General features: G+C 70.5%; 11 protein-coding genes. 3 read left to right on the forward strand and 8 right to left on the reverse strand.

All coding sequences use genetic code 11. The features are described 5' to 3' along the window. Positions 1-241 precede the first annotated feature (241 nt). From ABT118_RS30155 to ABT118_RS30165, 3 genes are all read left to right on the forward strand, one after another. Positions 242-1,039, forward strand: a complete 798-nt coding sequence (locus ABT118_RS30155; RefSeq protein WP_350675871.1) for a hypothetical protein — start codon at positions 242-244, stop codon at positions 1,037-1,039. 61 nt (positions 1,040-1,100) lie between these two features. After that, positions 1,101-1,844: a DUF4166 domain-containing protein gene (locus tag ABT118_RS30160; RefSeq protein WP_350675872.1), complete on the forward strand. Its 744-nt coding sequence runs from the start codon at positions 1,101-1,103 to the stop codon at positions 1,842-1,844. Positions 1,845-2,009: 165 nt separating this feature from the next. Beyond that, positions 2,010-2,666, forward strand: coding sequence for a TetR/AcrR family transcriptional regulator (locus ABT118_RS30165; protein WP_350675874.1), 657 nt, complete (start codon positions 2,010-2,012; stop codon positions 2,664-2,666). A gap of 115 nt (positions 2,667-2,781) precedes the next feature. Here the strand turns inward: ABT118_RS30165 and ABT118_RS30170 are convergent, their stop codons facing one another. From ABT118_RS30170 to ABT118_RS30205, 8 genes are all read right to left on the reverse strand, one after another. Then, complete coding sequence (locus tag ABT118_RS30170; RefSeq protein WP_350675879.1) at positions 2,782-4,305, reverse strand: CoA-acylating methylmalonate-semialdehyde dehydrogenase; 1,524 nt, start codon at positions 4,303-4,305, stop codon at positions 2,782-2,784. A gap of 244 nt (positions 4,306-4,549) precedes the next feature. Next, positions 4,550-4,990 (reverse strand): hypothetical protein, encoded by a 441-nt coding sequence (locus tag ABT118_RS30175; RefSeq protein WP_350675882.1) that lies wholly within the window; start codon positions 4,988-4,990, stop codon positions 4,550-4,552. 151 nt (positions 4,991-5,141) lie between these two features. Continuing rightward, on the reverse strand, positions 5,142-6,536 hold the full coding sequence (locus ABT118_RS30180; RefSeq protein WP_350675886.1) for an NAD(P)/FAD-dependent oxidoreductase: 1,395 nt from the start codon (positions 6,534-6,536) through the stop codon (positions 5,142-5,144). Positions 6,537-6,591: 55 nt separating this feature from the next. Then, positions 6,592-7,395 carry an ABC transporter permease gene (locus ABT118_RS30185; RefSeq protein WP_350675889.1) on the reverse strand — a complete coding sequence of 268 codons (804 nt, stop codon included), beginning with the start codon at positions 7,393-7,395 and terminating at the stop codon, positions 6,592-6,594. After that, positions 7,395-8,318 (reverse strand): ABC transporter permease, encoded by a 924-nt coding sequence (locus tag ABT118_RS30190; RefSeq protein ID WP_350675894.1) that lies wholly within the window; start codon positions 8,316-8,318, stop codon positions 7,395-7,397. The genes ABT118_RS30185 and ABT118_RS30190 overlap by 1 nt, the downstream gene beginning before the upstream one ends. Further along, entirely contained in the window at positions 8,315-9,460 is a 1,146-nt protein-coding gene (locus tag ABT118_RS30195) for an ABC transporter ATP-binding protein (protein WP_350675898.1), read from the reverse strand. Before ABT118_RS30195 ends, ABT118_RS30190 begins: the two co-directional genes overlap by 4 nt. A 40-nt stretch (positions 9,461-9,500) precedes the next feature. Next, positions 9,501-10,748, reverse strand: coding sequence for a polyamine ABC transporter substrate-binding protein (locus tag ABT118_RS30200; protein WP_350675901.1), 1,248 nt, complete (start codon positions 10,746-10,748; stop codon positions 9,501-9,503). A 43-nt stretch (positions 10,749-10,791) separates the two neighbouring features. After that, positions 10,792-12,306 carry a gamma-aminobutyraldehyde dehydrogenase gene (locus ABT118_RS30205; protein ID WP_350675904.1) on the reverse strand — a complete coding sequence of 505 codons (1,515 nt, stop codon included), beginning with the start codon at positions 12,304-12,306 and terminating at the stop codon, positions 10,792-10,794. Between the last annotated feature and the right edge of the window lie 179 nt (positions 12,307-12,485).

A 12,485-nucleotide genomic window follows, 5' to 3' on the forward strand; every position in this document is an offset into this window, starting at 1 on the left:
CAGAAGGTGTTTCAGAGGATTGGCCACCCCGGGACCGTCCGCGCCGATGCGTGTCCGGTGCTCCCTGCCGAGCGACTAGAGAACACTACCCCCGCCACGGCCCGTACGCAAACTCCGGCCCGAGGCGGCATCCCGGCCCGCCTCTTGAGCAATCGCTCAAACCTCTGCCATCATGGCGGCGCCACGCTTGAGCAGTCGCTCAAAACCCGTTCACCCCTGGCGAGAGAAGGGAGAACCGACCATGCCCGGAAGCGCCAACACCAACGTCAAAGCCAGACCCCACGCACGGCCCCTGTACGTCGAAGTCACCATCGACGCGCCACTCGACCGCATCTGGGAGCTGACCCAGTCACCTCATCTCCACCAGCGATGGGACGCACGGTTCAGCCGGATCGCCTACGGCGACGTCGAGGCCGACGCCAACGCCAACGCCGGGGACAACGACAGTCACGGCACCACGGGAGCGGTCCGCTTCCACTACCGCCTGGGCGTCGGGCCTGTCGGCGGGCGGGGTCCGGCCCTCACCGGGAACGGCATCACCACGGCAGAGCGTCGCCGGGCGGACGGTGCCAGGATCAGCGCCCTTCGCTTCGCCTCGGACTCGCGGTGGTCTCCCCTCCAGGAGGGCACCGGCTACTGGCGGTACGTCCCGGAGGCCGGGCAGGTCCGCTTCCTCACCGGGTATGACTACCGCACCTGGCCGGGTCGCTCGGCGGGCCGGCTGGACCGCTACGTGATCCGGCCCTGGGTGGGGTGGCTGACGGCCTGGTCGTTCGACCGGCTCAGGCTCTGGGCCGAACTGGGGATCACCCCGGAGCGCTCACGGCGCAACGCCTGGTTCGACGCCACGGCCCGTACCGCCGCTGTCCTCGCCGTCGCCGCGGTGGCCGGGCTGCTGCCGGCGCTGGGGACCGCCCTCATGGTTTCCCTTCTCCCTCCCCTGCCCACGACCCCCGCCGCCAGACGGTGCGTCAGAAAGCCGCCCGACCCCAAGTCCGCCCGACCGCCCGGTGCGCTGGCCCGACTGGCCCGCCCCTGAGCCGGCACCACCCCACCGCCCCACAACCCCCGTAGCTCCGAAGCCGAAGAGGGAGACCCCCATGCTGCAGACCAGCGCCCGCCCCGTCGCCGTCGACAACGCCGCCACCACTCTGCCCGCCACGACCTCGATCTTCCGGAATGCCCTCGGCTCCGAGTTCGACCGGCTGCACCCGCAGTTGCAGCGCCGCTTCGGCTTCTCCAGCCAGGACCGCACCGCCTGCATCGGCACCGGCCGGATGGACCGGGTCTGGCACGGGTCCCCTCTGGTGACACCGCTGCTGCGGTTGGGGAGCAGCTGCAACATCCTGTTCCCGGAGCGCGGCCGCGACGTGGCGTTCACCATCGCCAACTACGCCTACCAGGACGGGTTCGGCCGGGAGACCGTCACCTTCGTGCGGACCTTCCAGTTCACCCGGCCGCGGCGCTTCGACGCGACGATGATCGCCTCGGACCGTCCGGGCACGGTGATCGACTACCTGGGTACCCACCAGCACCTCGCGGTGGACCTGGACCTGAAGGTCAGCCCGGCCGGCGGGCTGGTGATCACCTCCGGGGACCAGCGGGTGTCCGCCCTGCCGGGCTCGCCCCGCTGCCCGGCCGCGCTGACCGGCCGGGCCACCGTGCACGAGTGGTTCGACGACGAGGCGGACCGGTTCCGGATCTCGGTCCGGGTGACCAATCCGGTGATCGGCCCGGTGATCGGGTACGAGGGCTCGTTCACCGCCGAGTACGTGTCGACCGACGCCGACGGCAGCGGGGTGCCCCGGCACGTCCGCCCGGTCCGGGAATGCGCCCGCACCTGACCTCCGCCACACCCGACCGCCACCCGGCACCACCACGCCCGAGGAGACGAGCTTGGAAGGACCGATCCGAACGTGTCACCAGGAGCCCTGCGGGAGCAGCCGACGGAAGCGCCGCCAGGACGGGCGGAACGACCGGGCAGAGCCCCGCGCACTACGCTGCTCCGCATGAGCGACACACGCGAACGGCTGATGGAAGCGGCCATCGCCGCGCTCAGACGACACGGCATCTCCGGCGTCTCGGCCCGCAGCATCGCGGCCGAGACCGGCGCCAACCAGGCCCTGGTCTTCTACCACTTCAAGACGGTCGAGGGCCTGCTGGCCGCCGCCGCACTCCGGGAGACCGGGCTCCGGCTGGACCGCTACCGCCCGCGGCTGGCGCAGGCCGGGTCGCTGCGCGACCTGCTGCAGGTCGGACGGGAGCTGCACGAGGAGGAGCGCGAGCTCGGCAACGTGGCCCTGCTCGGCCAGTTCCTGGCCGGCGCGCCGACCTATCCGGCGCTCGGCGCCGCGACCGCCGACGCGCTCCGGCTCTGGAGTGCGGAGATCGAGCAGGTCATGGCGCGGATCTTCGCCGGGCACCCGCTCGCCGACCTGCTGGACGTCCCCGGACTGTCCCGGGCGGTGTCGGCCTCGTTCATCGGGTTGGAGCTGTACGAGGGGGTGGACCCTGACGGTGCGTCGGCCGCCTTCGACGCCCTGGACCGGATGGGCGCGCTGGTCGAGGTGGTGGACGGCCTCGGTCCGGTCGCCGCCAAGGCCCTGCGGGTCAAGCTCCGCCGGAGCACGCGGGCGGACGGCGCCACCCGCGACCGGAACGCCTGACGACGACGGCAACGCCAACGGCGGCCCGCCCCGAAGGGCGAACCGCCGTCAGCGCACATCCGCACGCGTCAACACGCATCGACACGCTCAAGCGCGCACCGGAACCGCGCAGAGATCAGGAGTTGGTCGGGAACCCGAGGTTGATCCCGCCGTGCGACGGGTCCAGCCAGCGCGAGGTGACTGCCTTGCCGCGGGTGAAGAACTGCACCCCGTCCGGACCGTAGGCGTGGGTGTCGCCGAACAGCGAGGCCTTCCAGCCGCCGAAGGAGTAGTAGGCGACCGGCACCGGGATCGGCACGTTGATGCCGACCATGCCGACCTCGACCTCGTGCTGGAAGCGCCGGGCCGCGCCGCCGTCGTTGGTGAAGATGGCGGTGCCGTTGCCGTACGGGTTGCTGTTGATCAGCTCCAGGCCCTCCTGGTAGGAGGCGACCCGGACGACCGAGAGCACGGGGCCGAAGATCTCGTCGTTGTAGACCGACATGCCGGGCTTGACGTGGTCGAACAGGGTCGGGCCGAGCCAGAAGCCGTCGGCCGTGGGGGTACCGGCGGTGTCCTCCCCGGCGATCGCGTGCTTGCGTCCGTCGACGGCCAGCTCGGCGCCGTCGGCGAGGCCGGACTCGACGTACGAGGTCACCTTGTCGCGGTGCTGGCCGGTGACCAGCGGGCCCATCTCGCTCTCGCCGTTGCAGCCGGGGCCGACCTTGAGGGTGGCCATCCGCTGCTTGATCTTGTCGACCAGCTCGTCGCCGATCGGGTCGACGGCGACCAGGACGGAGACCGCCATGCAGCGCTCGCCGGCCGCGCCGAAGCCGGCGTTGATGGCGGCGTCGGCGCTCAGGTCGAGGTCGGCGTCGGGGAGCACCAGCATGTGGTTCTTGGCGCCGCCGAGGGCCTGCACGCGCTTGCCGTACCGGGTGCCGGTCTCGTAGACGTAGCGGGCGATCGGGGTGGAGCCGACGAAGCTGACGGCCTTGACGTCCGGGTGCTCCAGCAGGCGGTCGACGGCGACCTTGTCACCGTGCACCACGTTGAAGACGCCGTCCGGCAGCCCGGCCTCCTTCCACAGCTCGGCCAGGAAGTTGGCGGCCGAGGGGTCCTTCTCGGAGGGCTTGAGGATGACGCTGTTGCCGGCCGCGATCGCGATCGGGAAGAACCAGAGCGGCACCATGGCCGGGAAGTTGAACGGCGAGATGATCGCGACCGGGCCGAGCGCCTGACGGATCGAGTAGACGTCGATGCCGGTGGACGCCTGCTCGGTGAAGCCGCCCTTCACCAGCTGCGGGATGCCGCAGGCGTACTCGATCACCTCCTGGCCGCGGGCCAGCTCGCCGAGGGCGTCGGAGTGCACCTTGCCGTGCTCGGAGACGATGATCGAGGCCAGCTCGTCCTTGCGGGCGTTGAAGAGCTCGCGGAAGGCGAAGAGCACCTGGGTGCGCTTGGCGATCGAGGCGTGCCGCCACTCGCCGAAGGCCGAGGCGGCTGCGGCGACGGCCTGGTCGACCTCGGCGATCGAGGCGAAGTCCACCTGCCCGGTGACCTGGCCGGTGGCGGGGTCGAAGATGTCGCCGCGCCGCGGGGCGGAGCCGGCGGTGGCGACGGGGGCGCCGCCGATCCAGTGGGTGATGTGCTTGCTCAAGGTCGTCTGCCTCCGAAGTCCGTTCGGCGTCTCGGCCGACGGTCCCTGGTACGCGCCGCCGGCATCGGCCGGGCGGCGGGATCACGGGCTACCGCGCTCGTTCTCCAGTCTGCTCACCGTCGCGCCCCGGCTCAACGAACAGGCTGACGGGGAATGCAGATTCAGCCTTACAGGTCGTCACCGCAGCCGCCCAAGCAGGGACGTTTCTTCAGCATCTCGGGCCCTGCCCACAGCAGCACCCCGCTCACAGCATCCGCGCCGCCGCGTCGTGCAGCGCGAGCTCCAGCACCGCCGGATCGGTCAGCCGCCCCGACCCGTCCGGAGCGGCCAGCCAGCGCAGCCCCCGCCCGCTGCCCGCCGGGTGCGGCAACGCGACCCAGGTGCCGCTGCCCGCGCTCCGCACACCGGTGCCGATCCAGCGCGCCGCGGTGCCGACCGGCACCAGGAAACCGAGCTGCCCGTCGGCGAAGTCCGCGTACACCGGGCCGGTGCCGGTCAGCCGGGAGAGCACCTCGAAGGTGAGGTGCCCGAGCCGGCCGGGCACCAGCAGGACGTCCCACAGCCGGCCGGCCGGGAGCAGCATGACGCCCCGTCCGCTGCGCTCCCAGTCCTCGCGGCAGGCCTCCGGATCGGGTGCCGCAGCGGTGAGCCAGTCCACCGCGCGGTCCCCAGGGGTGCTCGCCATCGGTCCTCCTCCTCGGGTACCTGTCAGGAGGGAGAGGAGCGGAACGCCGGTCTCTTACACGCAAACGCCGAAAAAGAACGCCGAAAGGTGGGGCGCCCCGTCGAAACGGAGCGCCCCACCCGGTGACCACGGCTCAGCCGGCGACCACGGCTCAGCTGTCGAAGCCCAGCCCGAGCCGGTCGAGCGAGCGCAGCCAGAGGTTGCGGTGGCCGCCGTGCCGGTCGGAGCGGTCCAGCGACCACTTGGTGAGTTCGATGCCGGCCCAGCGCACCGGCTCGGGCGGGAACGGCAGCGGCTTGCTGCGCACCATCTCCAGCGCCGTACGCTCCGTCAGCTCGCCGGCCAGCAGGTCGAGCATCACCTCGGCGCCGTAGCGGGTGGCGCCGACGCCGAGGCCGGTGAAGCCGGCCGCGTAGGCGACCCGGCCCTTGTAGGCGGTGTCGAAGAAGGCCGAGAAGCGGGTGCAGGTGTCGATCGCGCCGCCCCAGGCGTTGGTGAAGCGGACGCCGTCCAGCTGCGGGAAGGTCTGGAAGAACTGCCGTGCCAGGGTGCGGAAGGTCTCCGGCCGCTGGTCGTGCTCGGCCCGCACCTTGCTGCCGAAGTGGTAGATGGTGTCGTAGCCGCCCCAGAGGATGCGGTTGTCGGCGGAGAGCCGGAAGTAGTGGAACTTGTTGGCGCTGTCGCTCAGCCCCTGCCGTCCGCTCCAGCCGATCGAGGCGAGCTGCTCGTCGGTGAGCGGCTCGGTCATCAGGGCGTAGTCGTACACCGGGACGATGTACGGCCGGACCCGCTTGACCAGGGAGGGGAAGACGTTGGTGCCGAGCGCGACCTTGCGGGCGAAGACCCGCCCGTACGGCGTGCGGACGGCCATCCCGCTGCCGTACTCGGCGAGCGAGAGGCCCTTGGTGCGCTCGAAGATCCGGACGCCCAGGCCGAGGCAGGCGTCCCGCAGGCCCCAGGCGAGCTTGGCGGGGTGCAGCATGGCCACCCCCTCCTTGTCCCAGATGCCGCCCAGGAAGGTGGGCGAGTCGACCTGCTCGCGCAGCTGGTCGGCGTCCAGGAAGGTGAGCTCGCCGCCGTACTCGGCGACGGCCTCGGCCACCTCGCGCAGTTCGGCGAGCTGGTGCGGCTGGGTGGCGATGTCGATCTCGCCGGTGCGCTCCCATTCGCAGTCGATGCCGTAGCGCTTGACCGCGTTCTCGATCTCCGCCAGGTTGGCCAGCCCCTGGCGCTCCAGCTCGGCCAGTTCGCCGGGCCAGCGCTGGAGGCCGTTGCCGAAGCCGTGGGTGAGGCTGGCGGCGCAGAACCCGCCGTTGCGCCCGGACGCCGCCCAGCCGATCTCGTTCCCCTCGATCAGGACCACGTCCAGCGAGGGGTCCCGTTCCTTGGCGATCAGTGCGGTCCAGAGTCCGGAGTAGCCGCCGCCGACCACCAGCAGGTCGCACCTGGTGTCGCCGACCAGGGCGGGCAGCGCCTCCGGGCGGCCCGGGTCCTCCAGCCAGAAGGGGGTCGGGCGGGCATCACTGAGCGCACGGGCGGAGTCCATGCCTATCAGCTACTTTCTGCGGATTGACGGTATTTCAGACGATCTGAACAGAATGTCAGGCTTGCGCCTTGCGACGGTTGCCGACCCACTGGCCGACCACCGTCAGCACCACGGCGGCGAGGAACATCGCGGTGCCGATCACGTTGACCTGCACCGGGATGCCGCGCTGCGAGGCACCCCAGACGAACATCGGGAAGGTGACCGTGGTCGGTCCCGAGTTGAACTGGGTGATGATGAAGTCGTCGAACGAGAGCGCGAAGCTGAGCAGCGCGCCGGCCGCGATGCCGGGGGCGGCGAGCGGCAGGGTGATCTTCAGGAAGGTCTGCACGGGCGTGGCGTAGAGGTCCTGGGCGGCCTGCTCCAGCCGGGGGTCCATGCTCATCACGCGGGCCTTGACCGCCGTCACCACGAAGCTCAGGCAGAACATGATGTGCGCGATCAGGATCGTGGTGAACCCGAACGGGATCCGCATGTTGAGGAAGAGCGTGCCGAGCGAGGCGGCCATCACCACCTCGGGCATCGCCATCGGCAGGAAGATCAGGCCGGTCGCCCCGCCCCGTCCGCGGAACCGGTACCGAGCCAGCGCGAAGGCGACCATGGTGCCGAGCACGGTGGCGCCGATGGTGGCCAGCACCGCGATCTGCAGGCTGAGCGAGAGCGAGCCGCACATGTCGGCGACGCCGCAGGGGTCGGTCCAGGCGTCGGTGGAGAACTGGTTCCACTCGTAGTTGAACTTGCCGCTGGGCTTGTTGAACGAGAACGCCAGCACCACCAGGTTGGGCAGCACCAGGTAGGCCAGGGCGAGCACGCCCGCCAGCACCACCAGGTGGGCCCGCACCCACTTCAGGATTCGGCTCATCAGACCAGTTCCTCCGTCCCGGCCTTGCGCATGTAGACCGTCACCATGCCCAGGATCAGGGCCATCAGAATGAAGCTCAGCGCGGCCGCCGTCGGGTAGTCGAGCACGTTGAGGAACTGCTTCTGGATCGCGTTGCCGATCATCTGCTCGCTCGGCGAGCCGAGCAGCTGGGCGTTGATGTAGTCGCCCGAGGCCGGGATGAAGGTGAGCAGCGTGCCCGCCACCACACCCGGCAGCGAGATCGGGAAGGTGACCTTGCGGAAGGTGGTGAACGGCCGCGCGTACAGGTCGCCGGCCGCCTCGTGCAGCCTCGGGTCGATCCGCTCCAGCGAGGTGTAGAGCGGCAGGATCATGAACGGCAGGAAGTTGTAGGTCAGGCCGCAGATCACCGCGAGCGGGGTGGCCAGCAGCCGCTCTCCGGTGGTCAGGCCGATCCAGTCGGTGACGCTCAGCAGGTGCAGCGCGTTGAGCGCCGACACCACCGGGCCACCGTCCGAGAGGATGGTCTTCCAGGCCAGCGTGCGGATCAGGAAGCTGGTGAAGAACGGCGCGATCACCAGGATCAGGATGACGTTCCGCCAGCGCTTGCCCGCCTTGAAGGCGATCGTGTACGCCAGCGGGTAGCCGATCGCCAGGCAGAGCAGGGTGGCGATCGCGGAGAAGCCGAACGAGCGGACGAAGTGCCACTTGTACTCGCTCAGCGCGTCCCAGTAGGTGGAGAAGTGCCAGGTGAGCCTGAAGCCCTGCTCCAGCGAGCCGGTCTGGAGCGAGGTGGAGGCCTGGTAGACCATCGGCACCACGAAGAAGACCACCAGCCAGGCGAGGCCGGGCAGCAGCAGCCAGTAGGGCGTCAGCTTCCGGCGCGGCGGCCGGTCCTGAAGAGGTATCACCTGGGTCGGTGCGGCCTCGGTGGTGGCGGTCACGCGGCGGCCTCCCCGGTGCCCGCGTCGATCGCCTGCGCGGCGTCGAGGCCGAAGGAGTGCGCCGGGTTCCAGTGCAGGACGACCGGGGCGCCGGGGGTGAGCCGGGTGGTGCGGTCCATGTTCTGCTCGAACACCGCGAGCTCCTGGCCGGTCTCGGCGCGCACCACGTACTGGGTGGAGACGCCGATGAAGCTGGAGTCGACCACGGTGCCGGAGATCCGGTTGCGGCCCTCGGCCACCTCGGTGCCGGCGCCCGCGATGGTGATCTTCTCCGGGCGGATGCCCAGGTAGACCCGCGCGGCGTCGGTGGAGCAGCGCGCCCGCGGGACGGCCAGCCGGGTGCCGCCGGCGCTGAGCAGCAGCGAGCCGTCGGCGCTGCCGGTGACCTCGGCCGGGATCAGGTTGGACTGGCCGAGGAAGTTGGCCACGAAGGTGGTGCCCGGGTTCTCGTACAGGTCGGCGGGAGCGCCGAGCTGCTCGACCCGGCCGCCGTTCATCACCGCGATGGTGTCGGCCATCGTCATGGCCTCCTCCTGATCGTGGGTGACGTGCACGAAGGTGATGCCGACCTCGGTCTGGATCCGCTTGAGCTCCAGCTGCATCTGCCGGCGCAGCTTGAGGTCGAGCGCACCGAGCGGCTCGTCCAGCAGCAGCACCTGCGGGTGGTTGATCAGTGCGCGGGCGACCGCTACGCGCTGCTGCTGGCCGCCGGAGAGCTGGTGCGGCTTGCGCCGGGCGTACGGGCCGAGCTCGACCAGCTCCAGCATCTCCTCGACCTGCTTCTTGACGTCCTTCTTCCCCCGGCGGCGGAGGCCGAAGGCGACGTTCTCGAAGATGTCCAGGTGCGGGAAGAGCGCGTAGCTCTGGAAGACGGTGTTCACCGGCCGCTTGTACGGCGGCAGCGCGGTCACGTCCTGACCCCCGATCAGGACGGTGCCGCTGGTGGGCTCCTCCAGTCCGGCGATCATCCGCAGCGTGGTGGTCTTGCCGCACCCGGAGGCGCCGAGCAGGGCGAAGAAGGAGCCCTGGGGCACGGTCAGGTCGAGCGGGTGGACGGCGGTGAAGGCGCCGTAGGTCTTGCCGATACCGGTGAGGCGTACGTCGCCACCGGCCGTCGCCGCCTCGCGCAGCTGCTCAGTCATGGTGTCTCTCTGTCGGGAAGAAGGGGCCGAGTGGTGGGGGTCAGGCGCCGATCAACTTGGAGAACTTGTCCTCGAAGTCGGTCTCCTCGGCCTCGGTCAGGCTGCGGAAGACGTGGACCTGGGCAGCCATCTCCGGGGTGGGGAGCACCAGCGGGTTCTCCGCCACCTCGGGGGCCAGCTTGGCGAGTTCGTCCTTGATCCCGGCCACCGGGGAGACGTAGTTGATCCCTGCGGTGAGCTGGGCCGCGACGGCCTGCTGGTAGTAGAAGTCGATCAGCAGTTCGGCGTTCTTCTTGTGCTTCGCCCGGGCCGGGACCAGCAGGTTGTCAGTGGAGGCGACATAGCCCTCGGTCGGGATGACGAACTCGATGTCGGGGTTGTCGGCCTTCAGCTGGATCAGGTCGCCGCCCCAGGCGATGCAGGCCGCGATGTCCCCGGAGGAGAGCTCCTGGCCGTAGTCGTTGCCGGTGAACTTGCGGATCTGCTTGCTGTCGACGGCCTGCTGCACCCGGGCGATCGCGGCGTCGTAGTCGGCCGCGGTGAACTTCGCCGGGTCCTTGCCGAGCGAGAGCAGCACCATGCCGATGGTGTCGCGCATCTCGGACAGGAAGGTGACCCGGCCCTTCAGCTCGGGGTCGTCGAGCAGTTGGGCGACCGAGGTGACGGCCTTCCCCCCGGTGGCCTTCCGGTTGTAGGCCACCACGACCTGGATGCCGGACCACGGGTAGGAGTAGAGCCGATTGGGGTCCCAGTCCGGGGCGCGGTAACGATTCTCCAGATTGGTGATCGCGTGGGTGAGGTTGGCCGGGTTGAGCCGCTGCGCCCAGCCGAGCCGGATCATCCGGCCGGCCATCCAGTCGGTCAGCACCATCAGGTCCCGGCCGGTGTCCTGACCCGCCGCCAGCTGCGGCTTCACCTTGCCGAAGAACTCGACGTTGTCGTTGATGTCCTCGGTGTACTTCACCTTGATGCCGGTGGCCGCGGTGAAGGCGTCCAGGGTGGGCCGCTTCTCCTCGTCCTTGGCGTCGACGTCGATGTAGAGCGGCCAGTTGGAGAAGTTGACCACCTTGTCGCTGTCGGAGTCGTCCGGCCCTGCGGCCGCCTCACCGGTGCCGGTGCTGCGGGCGGGCGGGATCCCGCAGGCGGCCAGGGTACCCGCGCCGGCCACCAGGCCGGCCGCGCGTATCAGGGCCCGCCGGCTCATCGCGGCCCGGCCGTTGGCGAGGCTGCGTTCCCAGGCCTTGCGGACCGGGTCCGACAGGCCGTCGGCGATCTCGTTGAACTCCATGCGGGGACACCCTCCGGGGGAAGAGGTGAGGAGCAGACGGGGGTTATCTGTCTCCGAAGACCGTGCGGTGCCAGTCCTTCCTGGCCACCGCGGTGGTGTCGAACATGACGTGCTTGAGCTGGGTGTACTCGTCCAGCGAGTACTGCGACATGTCCTTGCCGTAGCCGGAGGACTTGTAGCCGCCGTGCGGCATCTCGCTGATGATCGGGATGTGGTCGTTGACCCAGACGCAGCCGGCCTGGATCTCCCGGGTCGCGCGCAGCGAGCGGTGCACGTTGGTGGTCCAGGCGGAGGCGGCCAGACCGTAGGGGGTGTCGTTGGCCAGCCGCAGGCCCTCCTCGTCGGAGTCGAAGGGCAGCACGACCAGCACCGGGCCGAAGATCTCGCCCTGCACCACCTCGCTGTCCTGCGGCGCCCCGGTGATCAGGGTGGGGAGGTGGAAGGCGCCGGGGGCGAGCTCGGTGCCGTCGTGGCCGAGGCCGAGCGCCTGACCGCCCGTCACCACGGTGGCGTACGAGCGGGCCCGCTCGACGAAGCCGGCCACCCGGTCCCGGTGGGTGAACGAGACCAGCGGGCCGAGGTCGGTCGCGGGGTTCAGCGGGTTGCCGATCCTGACCTGGCTGTACAGCTCGGCGACGCCCGCCACGAAGGCGTCGTACAGCGGGCGCTGGATGTACGCCCGGGTGGCGGCGGTGCAGTCCTGGCCCGCGTTGATCAGCGAGGCGGCCACCGCGCCGTGCACGGCGGCGTCCAGGTCGGCGTCGTCGAAGACCACGAACGGGGCCTTGCCGCCGAGCTCCAGGTGGGTGCGCTTGACGGTGGCGGTGGCCAGCTCGGCGACCCGCTTGCCGACCGGGGTGGAGCCGGTGAAGGAGACCATCGCGACGTCCGGGTGCGAGACCAGGTGCTCGCCCGCGCCCCGGCCGGCGCCGGTGACCACGTTGACCACGCCGTCCGGGATGCCCGCCTCGGTGCAGGCCCGGGCGAACATCAGCGAGGTGAGCGGGGTCAGCTCGGCCGGCTTTAGCACGATGGTGTTGCCCGCCGCGATCGCCGGGAGGATCTTCCAGGCGGCCATCTGGAGCGGGTAGTTCCACGGCGAGATCGAGCCGACCACGCCGATCGCCTCCCGGCGTACGTACGAGGTGTGGTCGCCGGAGTACTCGCCCGCGGCCTTGCCCTCCAGGTTGCGGGCGGCCCCGGCGAAGAACGAGGTGTTGTCGACCGTGCCGGGCACGTCGAACTCGGTGGAGAGCTTGATCGGCTTGCCGGTCTGCGCGGTCTCCACCCGGGCGAAGTCCTCGGCGTGGTCGGCCAGCACGGCGGCCAGCTTGAGCAGCGCCTCGGCCCGGGCCCCGGGGGTGGTGCCCGACCAGGCGGGCAGCGCGGCCTTCGCCGCGGCCACCGCGCTGTCGACGTCGCCGGTCGAGGCGAGCGTGACGTGCTGGACCACGCTGCCGTCGGCCGGGTTGACGACCTGGAAGGGCTCGGTGCCGGTGCCCTCGGTCAGCCGGCCCGCGATGTACTGCGCGCCTGCGCTGAAGTCGGTCAGGTCCATCAGGTTCCTCCAGGGTGCCCGGTGAGTCGGCCAGGGTGCCTCGGGGTCCGGTGATCCTGACACCCGGGGGTTGCCCCTACAAGGGATTCCGCGGTTGCGTTCTCGTTACGCGACGGATTTCGGGGGCAACACCGCATTCATCCCACGGCCCGGGGTCCGGGCCGGTACTGCCGACCCGC

Origin of the sequence: Kitasatospora sp. NPDC002040 (genome assembly GCF_040296785.1) — a bacterium.
Taxonomy (GTDB): domain Bacteria; phylum Actinomycetota; class Actinomycetes; order Streptomycetales; family Streptomycetaceae; genus Kitasatospora.